Annotated in this window: 16 protein-coding genes; 12 read left to right on the top strand and 4 right to left on the bottom strand. The window is 64.8% G+C overall.

Annotated elements, in window-relative coordinates:
• Positions 1-16 precede the first annotated feature (16 nt).
• Positions 17-772, bottom strand: a complete 756-nt coding sequence (locus DB032_RS21790) for a BPSS1780 family membrane protein (protein WP_107801297.1) — start codon at positions 770-772, stop codon at positions 17-19.
• A 429-nt stretch (positions 773-1,201) separates the two neighbouring features.
• Between DB032_RS21790 and tkt the strand changes: the two genes are divergently transcribed.
• From tkt to DB032_RS21735, 11 genes are all read left to right on the top strand, one after another.
• Positions 1,202-3,187 carry a transketolase gene (gene tkt, locus DB032_RS21785; protein WP_107801296.1) on the top strand — a complete coding sequence of 662 codons (1,986 nt, stop codon included), beginning with the start codon at positions 1,202-1,204 and terminating at the stop codon, positions 3,185-3,187.
• Between the two features lie 130 nt (positions 3,188-3,317).
• A complete protein-coding gene (gap, locus tag DB032_RS21780) occupies positions 3,318-4,328 on the top strand; it encodes a type I glyceraldehyde-3-phosphate dehydrogenase (RefSeq protein ID WP_048408492.1) in 1,011 nt (336 codons plus the stop codon).
• Between the two features lie 186 nt (positions 4,329-4,514).
• Positions 4,515-5,630 (top strand): zinc ribbon domain-containing protein, encoded by a 1,116-nt coding sequence (locus tag DB032_RS21775; RefSeq protein WP_199225957.1) that lies wholly within the window; start codon positions 4,515-4,517, stop codon positions 5,628-5,630.
• Positions 5,617-6,792 (top strand): phosphoglycerate kinase, encoded by a 1,176-nt coding sequence (locus tag DB032_RS21770; protein WP_107801295.1) that lies wholly within the window; start codon positions 5,617-5,619, stop codon positions 6,790-6,792. Before DB032_RS21775 ends, DB032_RS21770 begins: the two co-directional genes overlap by 14 nt.
• Before the next feature lie 90 nt (positions 6,793-6,882).
• Complete coding sequence (locus DB032_RS21765; protein ID WP_107801294.1) at positions 6,883-7,512, top strand: LysE family translocator; 630 nt, start codon at positions 6,883-6,885, stop codon at positions 7,510-7,512.
• A gap of 86 nt (positions 7,513-7,598) precedes the next feature.
• Complete coding sequence (gene fba, locus DB032_RS21760) at positions 7,599-8,663, top strand: class II fructose-bisphosphate aldolase (RefSeq protein ID WP_107801293.1); 1,065 nt, start codon at positions 7,599-7,601, stop codon at positions 8,661-8,663.
• A gap of 118 nt (positions 8,664-8,781) precedes the next feature.
• Positions 8,782-9,606 carry an arginase family protein gene (locus DB032_RS21755; RefSeq protein ID WP_107801292.1) on the top strand — a complete coding sequence of 275 codons (825 nt, stop codon included), beginning with the start codon at positions 8,782-8,784 and terminating at the stop codon, positions 9,604-9,606.
• 74 nt (positions 9,607-9,680) lie between these two features.
• Positions 9,681-9,932 (top strand): molybdopterin converting factor subunit 1, encoded by a 252-nt coding sequence (gene moaD, locus DB032_RS21750; RefSeq protein WP_107801291.1) that lies wholly within the window; start codon positions 9,681-9,683, stop codon positions 9,930-9,932.
• Between the two features lie 2 nt (positions 9,933-9,934).
• Complete coding sequence (gene moaE / locus DB032_RS21745) at positions 9,935-10,393, top strand: molybdopterin synthase catalytic subunit MoaE (protein WP_107801290.1); 459 nt, start codon at positions 9,935-9,937, stop codon at positions 10,391-10,393.
• Positions 10,390-10,974, top strand: a complete 585-nt coding sequence (gene mobA, locus DB032_RS21740) for a molybdenum cofactor guanylyltransferase MobA (protein WP_107801289.1) — start codon at positions 10,390-10,392, stop codon at positions 10,972-10,974. The genes moaE and mobA overlap by 4 nt, the downstream gene beginning before the upstream one ends.
• A 179-nt stretch (positions 10,975-11,153) precedes the next feature.
• Positions 11,154-12,845, top strand: coding sequence for a bifunctional UDP-sugar hydrolase/5'-nucleotidase (locus tag DB032_RS21735; RefSeq protein WP_199225956.1), 1,692 nt, complete (start codon positions 11,154-11,156; stop codon positions 12,843-12,845).
• Between the two features lie 15 nt (positions 12,846-12,860).
• Here the strand turns inward: DB032_RS21735 and DB032_RS21730 are convergent, their stop codons facing one another.
• Entirely contained in the window at positions 12,861-13,475 is a 615-nt protein-coding gene (locus DB032_RS21730; RefSeq protein WP_107801287.1) for a 3'-5' exonuclease, read from the bottom strand.
• A 138-nt stretch (positions 13,476-13,613) separates the two neighbouring features.
• On the opposite strand from DB032_RS21730, the gene DB032_RS21725 reads away from it, so the two are divergent.
• Entirely contained in the window at positions 13,614-14,225 is a 612-nt protein-coding gene (locus tag DB032_RS21725; RefSeq protein WP_107801286.1) for an EAL and HDOD domain-containing protein, read from the top strand.
• 13 nt (positions 14,226-14,238) lie between these two features.
• Here DB032_RS21725 and DB032_RS21720 read toward each other — a convergent pair whose 3' ends face one another.
• Both DB032_RS21720 and DB032_RS21715 read right to left on the bottom strand, forming a co-directional pair.
• Positions 14,239-15,039 carry an ABC transporter substrate-binding protein gene (locus DB032_RS21720; RefSeq protein ID WP_199225955.1) on the bottom strand — a complete coding sequence of 267 codons (801 nt, stop codon included), beginning with the start codon at positions 15,037-15,039 and terminating at the stop codon, positions 14,239-14,241.
• Positions 15,040-15,515: 476 nt separating this feature from the next.
• The gene (locus DB032_RS21715; protein WP_107801285.1) at positions 15,516-16,949 is read right to left on the bottom strand and encodes a DEAD/DEAH box helicase; all 1,434 of its coding nucleotides are present in this window, start codon (positions 16,947-16,949) and stop codon (positions 15,516-15,518) included.
• Between the last annotated feature and the right edge of the window lie 283 nt (positions 16,950-17,232).

The following is a 17,232-nucleotide window of genomic DNA, read 5'->3' as shown; positions in this document are numbered from 1 at the left end:
TCTTATTCAACGGCCTTTAGAACACCACCGGCTCGTCCGGACGCGCCGGCACCGCGGATTGGCCGAAGATATCCTTCCAGCCGGTGTAGGCGGTCACGTACAGCACCGGGAACCAGAGCAAGAGGCCCAGACCCAGCGGAATCATCGCGATGAAGGCCAGTACCGCCAGCATCAGGCCGCTGACCAGCACCGCGCCCCAGTTGGCGAGGCCGGCTTGCAAGCTGGTGCGGATCGCTTGCCACGGGCCGGCCTGGTTCAGCGTCACCAGCGCCGGCGCGAACCAGTAAGCCAGGCTGACCAGGAAGATGGCCACGCCGCCGATGAAGGCGAACAGCGCGATGGGGCCGGCGATCACCGGGATCGCGTTGGGATCGCTCTTGGCCACGCTCACGCCCATCGCGCCCATCAACAGGCCCAGCACCACGCCGATGACGATCAGGATGGCCAGGTAGAGCATGCCCACATTGATCAGCGGCCGCAGCGCGGTCTTGAAACCGGCGAACAGATCGCCCAGTTCCAGCTCCGAGCCCTGCTCGCATTTCTTCGCCGCCAGGATGAAGCCGGCGGCGAACACCGGCGCCAGGAAGAAGGACAGCGGGCCGCCCAGCAAGGGGATCATGTTGACGATGAAATTGATCACCAGATAGGCCAGCGCCAGCAGGACCCAGGTCAGCGGCTGCTGGCGGACGATGTAAAAGGCCTCCACGATCCAGCGCCAGCCGCGTCCGAAAGCGACTTTGCGCGGAGCGGGTAGGGCATCGAATGATTGCATCGAAATCTCCAAAAAGGTTGTGGCGATCGAGCCGGCGGCGCTTGGCCGCGTCGGCCGGTTCGTTTTTTTTCGCGGCTAAAGACAGAGCCAGACTGACAGCGATTTGCGTCGCGGGTTTCCCTGCCGGCGCGTCTGTCGCGCATTCTGCCCATTCGTCATCGGCGGAACCCGGCGCGGAGTCGCTCGCAGGCTTTTGATTCAAAATGCATTTTATGCCGGCCTGGGCATTATCTTGCAAAACGGCCGCATCCGGCTATTTTTCATGCCCCTTCATGCCGCAGCGGTATTCCGCGCGGCGGGGCGGTTGCCGCCAATGGTGAAAATCGGCGATAATTCCATGATTTTGCGACGGTTGGTCCATGCCGGAGGCATGTTCGGATGGCGCGGCCGTCGTCCCGGTTTCCACACAAGTCTTGAGGTTTTCCCGAAATGGTCACCCGTACCGAGCTTGCCAACGCCATCCGTTTCCTGTCCATGGATGCCGTTGAAAAAGCCAAATCCGGTCACCCCGGCGCCCCGATGGGGATGGCAGACATCGCGGAAGTATTGTGGCGCGATCACCTGAAACACAACCCGGCCAACCCCAACTGGCCAGACCGCGACCGCTTCGTGCTGTCCAACGGTCACGGTTCCATGTTGATCTACAGCCTGTTGCACCTCACCGGTTACGACCTCTCCATCGAAGACCTCAAGCAGTTCCGTCAGCTTCACTCTAAGACTCCCGGCCATCCCGAATACGGCTACGCTCCCGGCATTGAAACCACCACCGGCCCGCTGGGCCAGGGCATCACCAACGCGGTGGGCATGGCGCTGGCCGAGAAAATGCTGGCGGCGCAGTTCAACCGCGACGGCCATCAGATCGTAGACCACCACACTTACGCTTTCCTGGGCGACGGCTGCCTGATGGAGGGCATCAGCCACGAAGCGTGCTCGCTGGCCGGCACCTGGGGGCTCAACAAGCTGATCGCCTTCTGGGACGACAACGGCATCTCCATCGACGGTCATGTGGAAGGCTGGTTCACCGACGACACCCCGGCCCGCTTCGAAGCCTACGGCTGGCAGGTGATCAAGAACGTCAACGGCCACGATCCGGTGGAAGTGGCCACCGCCATCGCCACCGCGCAAAAGGAAAGCGCGCGTCCGACGCTGATCTGCTGCAAGACCACCATCGGTTTTGGCGCGCCCACCAAGCAAGGCAGCCACGATTGCCACGGCGCGCCGCTGGGCGCGGCCGAAATCGCCGCCGCGCGCGAAGGCCTGAACTGGCCGCACGCGCCGTTCGAGATCCCGGCCGAGATCTACGCCGAGTGGAGCGCGCGCGACAAGGGCGCGCTGGCCGAGATCGAATGGAACAAGCGCTTCGACGCCTACCGCGCCGCCTTCCCGGAACTGGCCGCCGAATTCAGCCGCCGCATGAGCGGCGAATTGCCGTCCGGCTGGGAAGAGACCAAGGCCGCTGCGCTGGCCAAGATCGCCGACGCCGCCCAGACCGTGGCCACCCGCAAGGCCAGCCAGATCGCGCTGGAAGCGCTGTCGCCGGCGCTGCCGGAATTCGTCGGCGGTTCCGCCGACCTGACCGGCTCCAACCTGACCAACTGGTCCGGCTCCAAATGGATTGACCGCGACGGCCAGGGCAACTACATCAGCTACGGCGTGCGCGAGTTCGGCATGGCCGCCATCATGAACGGCATGACCCTGCACGGCGGCCTGCGTCCGTACGGCGGCACCTTCCTGATGTTCAGCGAATACGCGCGCAACGCCTTGCGCATGGCTTCGCTGATGAAGATCAACCCGATCTTCGTGTTCACCCACGATTCCATCGGCCTGGGCGAAGACGGCCCCACCCACCAGCCGGTGGAGCAAGTGGCCACGCTGCGCTACATCCCCAACCACCACACTTGGCGTCCGTGCGACACCGCCGAAACCGCGGCGGCCTGGGCGCACGCCGTCGAGCAGAAGACCACGCCGAGCAGCATGGTGCTGAGCCGCCAGAACCTGCCCTTCGTCGCCCGCGACGCGGCGCAGCTGGCCGCCATCCAGAAGGGCGGCTATGTGCTGCGCGACGCCGCCGGCGCCCGCGCGGTGCTGATCGCCACCGGTTCCGAAGTGGAACTGGCGCTGAAGGCGCAGGACGCGCTGGCGGCGGAAGGCGTCGCCGTGCGCGTGGTGTCCATGCCGTGCACCAATGTGTTCGACCGCCAGGACAAGGCCTGGCGCGACAGCGTGCTGCCGGCGGGCCTGCCGCGGCTGGCGATCGAAGCCGGCCACCCGGACTTCTGGCGCAAATACGTGGGCCTGGACGGCGATGTGGTCGGCATCGATCACTTCGGCGAATCCGCCCCGGCCCCGCAGCTGTTCCAGGCCTTCGGCTTCACCGTCGACAATGTAGTGGCCAAGACCAAAGCGCTGCTGTGATGTAAAGACAGGCCATTGCGAAAGCAATGGCCTTTTGTTCGCCGTTTCATGTAGTGGACGCACTACACAACACGCGGAGCGCCGGCCGGGAAACCGGGCGCTCCGGATCGTCCCCAGGAGATTTAGAAGCATGACTATCCGCATCGCCATCAATGGTTACGGCCGCATCGGCCGCCAGGTACTGCGCGCCATCTACGAAAACCAGCTGCATGACGATTTCAAAGTAGTGGCCGTCAACGCCACCGGCGATCTCAACATCAATGCCCACCTGACCAAGTTCGACACCGTGCACGGCCGTTTCCCCGGCGAGGTCGAGCAGGACGACGCCCACCTGATCCTGAACGGCGACAAAATCCCGTTCTTCAGCACCCGCAACCCGGCGGAACTGCCGTGGAAAGCGCTGGACGTGGATCTGGTGCTGGAATGCACCGGCGCCTTCACCAGCAAGGAAAAATGCCAGGCCCACCTGGACGCCGGCGCCAAGAAGGTGCTGATTTCCGCGCCGGGCGGCGACGATGTCGACGCCACCATCGTTTACGGCGTCAATCACGACGTGCTGAAGCCGGAAATGACCGTGGTGTCCAACGCCAGCTGCACCACCAACTGCCTGGCCCCGGTGGCCAAGGCGCTGCACCAGGCCATCGGCATCAAGAAAGGCCTGATGACCACCATCCACGCCTTTACCAACGACCAGGTGCTGACCGACGTCAAGCACAAGGACTTGCGCCGCGCCCGCTCCGCCACCGACAATATGATTCCGACCAAGACCGGCGCGGCGAAGGCCGTGGGCCTGGTGCTGCCGGAACTGAAGGGCAAGCTGGACGGTTTCTCGGTGCGCGTGCCCACCATCAACGTGTCGCTGGTGGACCTGACGTTCAGCGCCGCGCGCGACACCACCAAGGACGAGGTCAACGACATCCTGAAGGAAGCGTCCAACGGCGCGATGAAGGGCATCCTGGGCTACAACACCCTGCCGCTGGTGTCCGGCGACTTCAACCACACCGAGGAGGCCTCCACCTTCGATTCCACGCTGACCAAGGTGACCGGCGGCAATATGGTGAAAGTGCTGGCCTGGTACGACAATGAATGGGGTTTCAGCTGCCAGATGCTGCGTACCGCGCGCGCGATGTTCGCTTGCTGACGACGAAGTGATCCAGGAAATCCGGGCCGGCATGCGTTGCCGGCCCGGATTTTTTGCGTCCGCTAGCGCGGGCGCTACATCCACCGGCATTTGATTGGTGTTAAGGTAGGGCCGTTTTTTTGGCATACACTTGCCGGGCGATCGCCGATATCGCCCCCCGCTGAACCGCCGTCACAGGAGAGCAGCATGCGACAGAACCAAGCATTGTCCCGCCCGGAAAAATGGGTCCGGCTGGCCTCCTGGCTGGTAGCTTTGGTGTTCGCCGGCTTTCTGTCCAATCTGGGCGAGCTGGTGATCCGCGATCTGTTCTACGTGCCGGACGGCGGCCCGCCGCAGCTGGAAACGCTGCAGCGGCAGGCCGGCATCGAGCCGCTGCGGCAGCGGCAGCAGGTCTTGCAGCGCCAGAACGACGCGCAGCGCGCCCAGCTGGAAAACCTCGGCGCCACCCGCGAGCAGCTGGAACGCAATTACCAGACTCAGCGCAAGGGCCTGGCCAACTGGCTGGCCAGCCGCGCCGCCAGCGCCGATCCGCGGCAAAGCGCCGAAGTCAGCCGCCGCACCCGGGAACTGGACGCCCTGCAGGCGCAAATCCTGCAATGGCAGCAGAAGGAAGACCGGGCGAGCGACGGCCTGCGCGCGCTGGAGCGGAGCCGGCAAACGCTGCAAGAAGAGATCGCCCGGGTGGATGCCGTCGCCCAGGACCGTTACCAGCAGGCCTACCAGCGTTTCGAGTTGAAAGTCTTCCTGCTGCGGCTGGCGGTGATCTTGCCGCTGCTCTTGCTGGCGGTATGGCTGTTCAGCCGCTATCGGACGCATCGCTACTGGTTCTTCGTTTACGGCTTCGGCCTGTTCGCGCTGTTCGCCTTCTTCGTCGAACTGCTGCCCTATCTGCCCAATTTCGGCGGCTATGTGCGGCTGGCCGTCGGCATCGCGCTGACGGTGTTCGCCGGCCTGCGCATGATCCAGGCCTTCCAGCGCTACGCCGAGAAAAAGCGCGCCGAGCTGCAGCAAAGCCAGAGCGAGCGCGCGCGCCACGTGGCCTACGCCCAGGCCTTGGGCGCCTACCAGAAGAAAACTTGCCCGTCCTGCGACCATCAATACAATATTGCCGGCGACGACGCCGACTACTGCGTGCACTGCGGCCTGCAGCTGTTCCGCGGCTGCGACTGCGGCGCGCGCAATTTCGCCTTTTTTCCGTACTGCAAAAAATGCGGCCGCCCCGGCGCCAAGCCGGAGCCTGCGCCGATGAATCAATCGACAAGCGAATCCAAACCCGAGCGAGCGAACGATGAAATTCAATAAACTTTCCGAACAGGCCCTGGCCGGCAAGCGCGTGCTGATCCGCGTGGACATGAACGTGCCGGTGAAAAACGGCGTTATCGGCGACGACACCCGCATCCGCGCCAGCCTGCCGTCCATCGAACTGTGCCTGAAGGCCGGCGCCGGCGTGATCCTGATGACCCATCTGGGCCGCCCCACCGAGGGCGAGCCCAAGCCGGAAGACAGCCTGGCGCCGGTGGTGGAGCGCCTGTCCGGCCTGCTGGGCCGGCCGGTGCGCCTGGTGGCGGACTGGCAGTCCGGCCTTAGCGTGGCGCCCGGCGAAGTGGCGATGCTGGAAAACGTGCGCCTGAACAAGGGCGAGAAAAAGAACAACGCCGACCTGGGCCGCGCCTACGCCGCCTTGTGCGACGTGTTCGTCAACGACGCTTTCGGCACCGCCCATCGCGCCGAAGCCTCCACCCACGCGGTGGCCCAGTTCGCGCCGGCCGCCTGCGCCGGCGTGCTGCTCTCCGCCGAGCTGGAAGCGCTGGGCAAGGCCTTGCAAGCGCCGGCGCGGCCGCTGGTGGCCATTGTCGCCGGCTCCAAGGTGTCCACCAAGCTGACCATTCTGGAATCGCTGGCCGACAAGGTGGACCAGTTGATCGTGGGCGGCGGCATCGCCAACACCTTCTTGCTGGCCGAGGGCAAGGCCATAGGCAAATCGCTGGCCGAGGCCGAGCTGGTGGACGAAGCCAAAAAAGTGATCGCCAAGATTCGCGCCCGCGGCGGCGATGTGCCGTTGCCGGCTGACGTGGTCTGCGCCAAGGAGTTCGCCGAAACCGCCGCCGCCGTGACCAAGAGCGCGGCGGAGGTGGAGGCCGACGACATGATTCTGGACATCGGCCCGGATTCCGCGCAGGCGCTGGCCGCCATCATCGCCCAGGCCGGCACCGTGGTGTGGAACGGCCCGGTGGGCGTGTTCGAGTTCGAGCAGTTCGGCGGCGGCACCAAGACCCTGGCCCAGGCCATCGCGGCTTCGCCGGCCTTCTCCATCGCCGGCGGCGGCGACACCCTGGCCGCCATCGCCAAGTACGGCATCACCGACGACATCAGCTACATCTCCACCGGCGGCGGCGCCTTCCTGGAGTTCCTGGAAGGCAAGGAGTTGCCGGCGGTGGCCATCCTGGCCGAGCGCGCGGGCTGAGGGGAAAAAGGCTATCGGGATGAATGGCTTGCGTTACACTGGCGTATTCGCCGCCGTTTCATTCTGATGGCCCACCCGCCGGAGATATCCATGTCGCTCAATACCTGGTTGCTGTTCGTCACCACTGTGTTTTTCGTCTCGGCCACGCCCGGCCCCAATATGCTGCTGGCGATGACCCACGGCATTCACTACGGGGTGCGGCGCACGCTGATGACTTGTCTTGGCCTGATGACGGCGCTGGGTTTGATCATGTTCGGCTCCGCCGCCGGACTGGGCGCGGTGCTGGCCACCTCCGAACTGCTGTTTTCCTTGGTAAAATACGCCGGCGCCGCGTATTTGATCTATCTGGGGATCAAGACCTGGCGCAGCCAGCCGCAGCCGGTGGAGGAAATCCGCGAGGCGGCGGCCGGCAAGCACACGCCCTGGGGCATGTTCCGCACCGGTTTTCTGGTGGCGATGAGCAATCCCAAGGCCTTTATCTTTTTTACCGCGCTGTTCCCGCAGTTCATGAACGCGCAGCAGCCGCAGGGGCCGCAGTTGGCGATCCTGGCGGCGACGTTTTACGTGATCGAGGCGTCCTGGCAGCTGGCTTACGCCGGCGGCGGCGCGCGTTTGGCCGGCTGGCTGAACAGCGCGCGGCGCCTCAAGCTGGTCAACAAAGTGTCCGGCGGCGCTTTCGTCGGCGCCGGCCTGTTGTTGTCCGGCGTGTCCAGACACTGAATTGATGAATTCGCCTCGGGCCGCCGCGCGGTCCGGGCGCCAACCATGCTCCGCCCCGGCGGAGCAGTTTGCGGAGATTGAACACCATGGCTCTCGTTTCCATGCGTCAGCTGCTGGACCACGCAGCGGAATTCGGCTACGGCCTGCCGGCCTTCAACGTCAACAACCTGGAGCAGATGCGCGCCATCATGGAGGCCGCCGACAAGGTGAACGCCCCGGTGATCGTGCAGGCCTCCGCCGGCGCGCGCAAATACGCCGGCGCGCCCTTCCTGCGCCACATGATCCTGGCCGCGGTGGAAGAGTTTCCGCACATCCCGGTGGTGATGCACCAGGACCACGGCACCAGCCCGGACGTGTGCCAGCGTTCTATCCAGCTCGGCTTCTCCTCGGTGATGATGGACGGCTCGCTGAAAAGCGACGGCAAGACCCCGGCCGATTACGCCTACAACGTGGACGTGACCCGCACCGTGGTTAATTTCGCCCACGCCTGCGGCGTGTCGGTGGAAGGCGAGATCGGCTGCCTGGGCAGCCTGGAAACCGGCATGGCCGGCGAAGAAGACGGCGTGGGCGCCGAAGGCGTGCTGGACCACAGCCAGCTGCTGACCGATCCGGAAGAGGCCGCCCAGTTCGTCAAGGACACCGGCGTGGACGCGTTGGCCATCGCCATCGGCACCAGCCACGGCGCTTACAAATTCAGCAAGAAGCCCACCGGCGACGTGCTGCGTATCGACCGCATCAAGGAAATCCACGCCCGCATCCCCAACACCCACCTGGTGATGCACGGCTCCTCCAGCGTGCCGCAGGAATGGCTGCAGATCATCAACGAGTTCGGCGGCGATCTGGGCGAAACCTACGGCGTGCCGGTGGAAGAGATCGTGGAAGGCATCAAGCACGGCGTGCGCAAGGTCAATATCGACACCGACCTGCGCCTGGCCTCCACCGGCGCCATCCGCCGCTTCCTGGCCCAGCATCCGGCCGAGTTCGATCCGCGCAAATACCTGAAAGTGTCCACCGACGCGATGCGCGACATCTGTATCGCCCGCTACGAGGCGTTCGGTTCCGCCGGTCAGGCCAGCAAGATCAAGGCGATCAACCTGGACGCCATGGCCAATAAATACCTGAAGGGCGAGCTGGCGCAGATCGTTAAGTAAGCGTCGCCGCATCGTGCATTCCTAAAGCCGCTCGTCAGAGCGGCTTTTTGCATTGCGCCATGACTTGTCCCCACCGGCGCATTAGGCTGGTTCTTTACTCTGGCGTCAGGAGGGGGCAATGGGGTATTTGGAAATCGTGTTTCCACAGTGGCAGGGGACTGGAGCGTGTCAGGCATTGGCGGAAGGCGCGATCCATGCGCAGCAGGCGGCGGGCTTGATCTCTGCGCAACGGGTGGCATTGACGGCGACGCCGGCAACGGAACGACAGGATGGCATCGATCATCTAGAGGCTTTGCTGGCGCAGCAGCAATCTTGCTGGCGGTTGCTGCAACAACGGCAGCCGGAGCGGCTCCTGGTTTGCGGCGGGGATTGCGGTGTAGAGGTGGCGCCGCTGGCTTATCTGAACCATTGTTTGCAGGGCCGGCTCAATGTGGTCTGGCTGGACGCGCATGGAGATTTGAATACCCCGGCCAGTTCGCCCAGCGGACACTTTCATGGCATGCCCTTGCGCTTGCTGATGGGAGAAGGGCACCCGTTGATGCTGGCGCTGCTGAGCACGAAGCTAGCATCGGAGCAAGTGATCCTGGCCGGTCAACGCAATTTGGACACCGCGGAACGGGATTGGATAGACGCTACGCGGCTGCGTTTGTTCAGCGTGGAGGCGATGGCGGAGAACCCCGGCTGCGTTGCAGAGGCGTTGAATCCCGGCTGGCCTTGTTATATCCACCTGGATTTGGATGTGTTAGACCCGGAAAGCCATCCTTGGGTGTGCTGTCCAACACCCGGGGGACTGGCCTTGGAAAGACTGCATCAGGTGATCGACGCGATTACTGAGCGTGTCACTCTAGTGGGGGCTGGCGTGACCGAGTGTACGGCGGGGCGTGTGGAGGATGCGGCGACCGCTGGTGCCTTGCTGCGGCGCTTGCGTTCCAGTCTGGCCTAGCCACCTTGACGTATTGGAGGCCCGGCGCGGATTGCTTACACTGCGGTATCCGCTCAACTGCGCAGAGGCAGGCGATGAAACTGAATCTTTTGTATTTTGCCCGCTTGCGGGACGAGTTCGGCCTGGAGAGCGAACATTTGGACAGCGACGCGGCCACGGTGGAGGAACTGCTGGTGGAGTTGCGGCTGCGCGGCGAGGCCTGGTCGCGGGAACTGGCCGCCGACCGGGTGTTCCGCGTGGCGGTGAACCAGCAGATGGCGCGGTTGGACTCCGTTCTGAGCGACGGCGACGAAGTGGCGGTGTTCCCGCCGGTGACCGGAGGATGAGCATGGACGCGTTCACGGTGCGGGTGCAGCCGCAGCGTTTCAGCGCCGGCGTGGAAATCGACGCGCTGTCCGGCAACCCGGCCTGCGGCGCGGTGGTCAGCTTCAGCGGGTTGGTGCGCGATTACGGCGACAGCCGCGATGTGACGGCGCTGGAGCTGGAGCATTATCCGGGCATGACCGAAAAGGCCTTGGAGGCCATCGTGGAGGAAGCGCGCCGGCGTTGGCCGCTGCAGGCGGCCACCGTCATCCATCGCGTGGGGCGGCTGGCGCTGGGCGAGCCCATCGTGCTGGTGGCGGTGGCCAGCAGCCACCGCCGCGACGCCTTCGCCGCCGCGGAATTCCTGATGGACTATCTGAAGCAGGACGCGCCGTTCTGGAAAAAGGAAATCCTGGCGGACGGCCGCGAGCGCTGGGTGGAGGCCAAACACAGCGACGCCCAGGCGGCGGAACGCTGGCAATGAGCCACCAGGCGCTGATTCTGGCCGGCGGCCGCGCCACGCGCATGGGCGGCGTCGACAAGGGCCTGGCGATATTGTCCGGGCGGCCGCTGCTGGCGCACGCCTTGTCCGCCTTGTCCGCGCAGACGCCGCCGCCCGAACGGGTGTGGATCTCGGCCAATCGCAATCTGGACGTGTACGCCGGCTTTGGCTGCCCGCTGCTGCCGGACAGCCTGCCGGATTATCCGGGGCCGCTGGCCGGGGTGCTGGCGGCCTTGGAGCGCGAGGACGGCGGGGTCTGGCTGGTGATGCCTTGCGACGCGGTGCGGCTGCCGGCCGATTTCTCGCGCCGGCTGCTGGCGGAAGTGGCGAACGGCCGCCAGGCCGCCAGCGCGCGCGACCGCGAAGGCTGGCATCCCAGCCTACTGGCGCTGGGGCCCGGCCTCCGCGCCGGACTGGCCGCCTATCTGGCCGGCGGCGGCCGTTCCATCCGCGGTTGGCTGGCCGGTCTTAACCATGTCGAAGTCGGCTTCGACCATCTCTTTCCCAATCTCAACACTGCGGATGCGCTGGCGGCGCTGGAGTCGGAGCCGCGCGCCGACTGAGGCCGCATGGCGATTTGTTTCGCATTATGAAAGTTTTAACTCTTTGTCATTTTGTTTTGCTATAGTGCGCGCGATCGGAGCGTCCATCGCGGTCCATGGCAGTGGACGGACGTCTCCTCATTCGGTCGCGGCCGGTGGCGCCGGCGCGCGCGACAACAAACAAGACAAGGATGCGTTTCGTGAAACTGAAAACCATGAGCTTGTGCCTGGCGGCGAGCCTGGCGCTGTTCGGCTGTTCCGCCGGCTCCGGCGGCTGGGGGCCGGGCGACCAGAACACCGGCGTCTCGCGCCAGCCGGTGGCGGTGAAGATGATCGCCTTCAACGATTTCCACGGCAATCTGGACATGCCTGGCCAACTGACGGTGCCGGATCCGGCCGACCCGAGCAAGACGATCAAGATCAACGCCGGCGGCGTTGATTACCTGGCGGCCTGGGTGCAGGCGCTGCGCGCCAAATCGCCCAACACCGTGGTGGTGTCGGCCGGCGATCTGATCGGCGCCAGCCCGCTGGTGTCCGGCCTGTTCCACGACGAGCCCACCATCGAGGCGATGAATCTGCTGGGCCTGGACCTCAACGCCGTCGGCAACCATGAGTTCGACGACGGCCAGCAGGAATTGCTGCGCATGCAGAACGGCGGCTGCAAGACGGGCGCGCCCACCACCTCCTGCCAGAACGGCAAGTTCGCCGGAGCCAAGTTCAAGTTTCTGGCGGCCAACGTCAAGAAAAGCGACGGCGGCACCTTGTTCCCCGCTTACGAGATCAAGAAGTTCGGCGGCATCCCGGTGGCCTTCATCGGCATGACGCTGAAAGGCACGCCGGAAATCGTGTCGCCGGACGGCATCAAGGGCTTGAGCTTCCAGGACGAGGCGGCCACGGTGAACCAGCTGATTCCGCAACTGAAACGTCAGGGCGTGTCCGCCGTGGTGGTGGTGGTGCACGAGGGCGGCTATCAAAGCGGCAATTTCAATGAATGCAACGGCGTGTCCGGCCCCATCGTCGACATCGTCAAGAAGCTGGACCCGGCGGTGAAGCTGGTGGTCACCGGCCACACCCATCAGGCCTACAACTGCGTGATCGACGGCCGCCGGGTGACCAGCGCCAAGAACTACGGTCAGTTGTTCACCGAGATCGACTTCGTGCTGGACCCGGCCACCCGCGACGTCAAGCCCGGTTCCATCCAGGCGCAGAACCGGGTGGTGGCGCGCGACATCGCGCCGCTGGCCTCGGTCAGCAATCTGGTTAAGCTGTACAAGGATTTGGTGGCCCCGGTGGCCAACCGCGTGGTGGGCCAGGCGGCGGGCGCCCTGGACCGCACTCCGTCCGCGGCCGGCGAAACCGCGCTGGGCGACGTGGTGGCCGACGCGCAATTGGCGGCCGGCGCCGCCCAGGGCGCGGTGGTGGCCTTCATGAATCCGGGCGGCGTGCGCGCCGACATCCTTCCCGGCGTCGGCGGCGCTGTGACGTACAACCAATTGTTCACCACCCAGCCCTTCGGCAATGTGATGACCACGCTGACCCTGAGCGGCGCGCAGATCGACCAGCTGCTGGAGCAGCAATGGAGCGATCCGTCCAAGGTCAAGATTCTGCAAGTGTCCAAGGGATTCAGCTATAGCTGGAGCCTGTCGGCGCCGGCGGGCGCCAAGGTGGACATCGCCAGCATCAAGATCAACGGCGTGGCCATCGATCCGCAGGCCAGCTACCGGGTGCAGGTCAACAACTTCATCGCCGGCGGCGGCGACGGCTTCACCGTGCTGACCCAGGGGAGCAACCGGGTGGGCGGCGGCGTGGACGTGGACGTGCTGGAGAGCTATTTCGCCAGCGCTTCGCCAGTGGCGGTGCCGGCGCTGAACCGCATCACGCGGCTGCCTTGATGTTCCGGCGCGGCTTCAGCCGCCGCGCCGCAAACCGCCGCGGGCGTCCAGCTCGCGGTACACCCGCAACGCCACCCAGGCGTCGTTGCCGGCGTAGGCTTGTTGCGCCGGCGTCAGCGGCAGTTTGGACCAGTTGGTGGTGGACAGCTTCTTGGATTTGCGAAAGTACTGGCCGAACAGCCGCGCCACCGCCTGCACCGCGCCGACGGTGATGCGCGCATCGTCGCTGGAGAAGTGGTCCACCAGGTCCAGCACCCGGCCGCAGCGGATGCCCAGCCGCTGTTGCAGCAGCGTCTGGTCCGAACTGAGCTCGAAGCCCACCAAGAGCCGCTGAGGGTCTTCCAGCAGGGTTTTCAGCTCCGGCGCGCACTGGCCGTCCTGCACCGGGAACAGCCAGGCGCGGTCGTCGCAGGCCAGCTGGACCAGGTGCGGACCGGTCGGTTTTTCGCCCTTGTGGAAAGTGGGGCGGGATTCGGTGTCGAAGCCCAGCTCCGCGCAGCCGGCCAGGTCCCGCAACGCGGCGGCGGCCAGCTCCGGCGTGGCGGCCAGCCGCACCTGTTCCGGCGTCAGGCCGGCGAACAGCGGCAGCACCTTGATCTCCTCGCGGGGAATTTGTCGGGTTGGCAACATGGCGGACTCGCTGACTTGAGGGTAATTTGCAACCTTACCGCATTTAATGACGATGGTCAGGCATAAGCTGTCATATTTTTTGACGGCACAAGCAGGAGATGCCCAACAGCGGCGGCAATATCCTGTAGTATCGTCGGCATGCCTAATTCTTCACGTTATCTTGGCCGGCAGGCAATCGTCGACCGCCAGCAGCAGCTGGTGGCCTATGAACTATTGTTCCGTTCCAGCCCGGCCAATTTCGCCTTGGTGCGCGACGATCTGCTCGCCAGCGCCGAGGTGCTGCGCAACGCCTTCGGAGAGCTGGGCTGCGCGGATGTGTTGGGCCAGTTCCCCGGCTTCATCAACGCCAGCGCCGATTTGTTGCAAGATCCCATCCTGGACCAATTGCCGGCGGAGCGGCTGGTGTTGGAAATCCTGGAAACGGTGACCGTCACCCAGGACTTGCTGCAACGCATGGCCTTGTTGCGTCAGCGCGGCTTTCGCCTGGCGTTGGACGACGTGATCCACCTGGGGCCGGATCAGGCGGCGATGCTGCCGCTGGTGGACATCGTCAAAGTGGACGTGGCGGCGGTGGAAGCGGAACGCTTGCCGGAGCTGATGGCGCAATTGAGCGATTTCGACGGCATCCTGCTGGCGGAAAAGGTGGACAGCCGCGAGCAGTTCGAACGTTGCCGCGCGCTGGGCTTCCATTGGTTCCAGGGCTATTTTCACGGCCGGCCGGTGGTGTTGAGCAGCGCGGACGCGCCTTAGCGCCGTTTTCGCTTCACTGGGCCTTGATCGGTTTGTGGTAGGCCAGACTGGCGGCGCGGGTCTCCGCCACGATGCGCTCGAACTCCCCGCTGTCCTGCAAGGCCTTCAGGCCGCGATTGAAACGTTCCACCAACTCCGGGCCCTGGCGGTGTTTGCGCCAGATCACCACGTGCAGCGGCGCCACCCAGAACGATTTGCTCTGCGGCTCCAATTGCTGGGCCAGCCGCGGCTGGAAGTTGCGGGCGATCAGGTATTGGCCCACTTCCACGTCGATGGGGAATAAGTCGATGCGGCCGGCCAGCAGCTTGCGCAGATTGGTGACGTCGTCCGGCGCCATGTCCGGAATCAGGTGGCCGGCCTTGACCTGCCGGTTGAACTCGTCGGAATAGAAGTTGCCGACCGTGACGCCCACCCGCGCGTGGCGCAGATTGGACAGATCGTTCCAGGGAAAACTGGCGCTGCGGCGCTGGAAAAACACCATGCGCGCATGCAACACCGGTTGGGTGAACAGCAGGTCCTGTTTGCGTTCCGGCGTCGGCGCCCAGCCGAAGCTGCCGTCCACGGTGCCGTTGCGCGCCGATTGCAGCGTGCGGTTGTTGGGGTAGTAACGGAAGGCGACGTCGACGTTGGCGCGGGCGAAGGCCTCTTTGACCAAACGCGACAAAATGCCGTCGTACGGCAGTTCCTTGCCCATATAGGGCGGCCACTCCTGGTTGGACAGGGTGATTTTCAGACGTGGCGCGGCCTGCGGCTGAGCTGCCGCCAGCAGGACTACAGCCAGGCTGCCCAGCAGCCAGCTGCGAAGTCTCATCATTTCCCCGAATCCTTGCTCGATCTGTGCGCGCGGCATGCGTGCTGCCCGTGCGGAGCGCGGCGCGCGCCGTCTCCGCTCGATATTGTTGTCGGCCCCAAGGGCCTATTGCTGAATCGTAGGCAGGTTTGGCGTCCGGCGTAAAGCGCTTCCATCGCCGCGGGGTCGGCGAAGAAGCGCGGTGGCGGCCGCGCCGCAAGGGCGCGGCGCCGCTTGCGCGGGCTTAGAGCCGCTAACCAAACCTCGCAGAGAACCTGAGCCAAGGCGCGCCGACGTAGGCAGTACAAGTCGTACGACAAGGAGGTGCAACGCTGGATCAGGGGTTTTGTTAGCGGGTCTTAGAGCCTGTTCAAAGTCTCGCGAGCAAAGGCGGGACAAGGCGAAAACAAGCGAAAAAGCGGAATGTACACGTGGTACATGAGCATTTTGAGCTGGTTTTCAACGCCGTATCGCCGAAGCACAGCAGACTGAACTGGTTCTTAGCGGCCTTTCGGCGGGCTGAACAGCGCCGAGCTCGGACGCGAGGAGGCGGGCTTGCCGCGCTGGCCCTGACCCTGGCCTTGCGACGAGCGCTGACCCGGCTGGCCGGTTGTGGCGTTTTTGGCCTGACCCTGTCCTTGACCCTGGCGCGGCTTGGACGCCGGCGAGCGATGGCCGTGGCCGGTGGGCTTGCTGTCCGGCTGGTGGCGCGGTTTGCCGCCGCCGCCCTGGCGTTGCGGCTGGCCGCGGCGGTTGCCGCCGCCCATCGGGATGGGTTCCGGCTTCACCGACAGATCGGCCTCGAAGCCCGGCACCGCGAAGCGCTCGATCGATTGCTTGGTGAGCTTCTCGATGTCTTTCAGGAAGCTGAACTCGTCCACGCAGACCAGGGACACCGCCTCGCCCCTGCTGCCGGCGCGGCCGGTGCGGCCGATGCGGTGCACGTAGTCTTCCGGCACATTGGGCAGTTCGAAGTTGACCACGTGCGGCAGTTGGTCGATGTCCAGGCCGCGCGCGGCGATGTCGGTGGCGACCAGCACCTGCAATTCGCCGCTCTTGAAGTCGGCCAGCGCGCGGGTACGCGCGTTCTGGCTCTTGTTGCCGTGAATCGCGGCGGCGGGGATGCCGGTCTTGTCCAGTTTTTCCGCCAGACGGTTGGCGCCGTGCTTGGTGCGGGTGAACACCAGCGCCTGGAACCAGTTGTGTTCCTTGATCAGATGGATCAGCAGATCGGTTTTGCGGTCGCGGTCCACCAGGTGGATCTTCTGATCCACCAGCTCGTTGGTGGTGTTGCGGCGCGCCACTTCCACCAGCTTGGGGCTGTCCAGCAGACGATCGGCCAGGCCCTTGATCTCGTCGGAGAAGGTGGCGGAGAACAGCAGGTTCTGGCGCTTGGCCGGCAGCAGCGCCAGCACTTTGCGGATGTCGTGGATGAAGCCCATGTCCAGCATGCGGTCGGCTTCGTCCAGCACCAGGATCTCAACGCCGGACAAATCGATGTTGCGCTGGCCGGCGTGGTCCAGCAGGCGGCCGGGGGTGGCCACCAGGATGTCCAGCGGCTTGCGCAGTTCGCGGGTTTGCGGGTTGATGTTGACGCCGCCGAACATCACCATGGATTTGAGCGGCAGGTATTTGCCGTAGGTTTGCACCGACTCCTCCACCTGAGCGGCCAGCTCGCGGGTGGGCGTCAGCACCAGCGCGCGCGGACGGCCCGGCTGGGTGGACGGCTTGCCCATCAGCAGCTGCAGCAAGGGCAGGGTGAAGCCGGCGGTTTTGCCGGTGCCGGTCTGGGCCGCGGCCAGCAGATCGCCGCCTTGCAGCACTTGCGGGATGGCTTGGGCCTGGATCGGGGTGGGGGTGGTGTAACCGGTTTCGCTGACGGCGCGCAACAGGGATTCGGCCAGACCGAGGTCGGCAAAGGTGAGTGTGGACATGTTTGCTCCTGCGACGGCCTATCGCAGTATGTGCGAACCAATCCAGGCTGACGGGAAAAAGTTAGGGATGCGATGGGCGCTTCGGGATGAGGCGCGCGCGACGCGCAAAGATTGGAATTGCGCGCGAGAGGCCGGAGTTTACCTTCAAATTGTCGGTTTGGGAACTTGTCGCGGCATTGTCATATCCATTCCAACGGAATCCTGAGCCGCGAAAAGCCTTTTTGACGGCCGATATTATTAATAAATGCGAATGGGCGAACTGGTATCATGCTGTCACGTCGCC

This window comes from Chromobacterium sp. Panama (assembly GCF_003052555.1).
Classification (GTDB): domain Bacteria; phylum Pseudomonadota; class Gammaproteobacteria; order Burkholderiales; family Chromobacteriaceae; genus Chromobacterium.
Note: the sequence above shows the minus strand (reverse complement) of the source record. Positions and strands in the feature narration are given on the sequence as shown.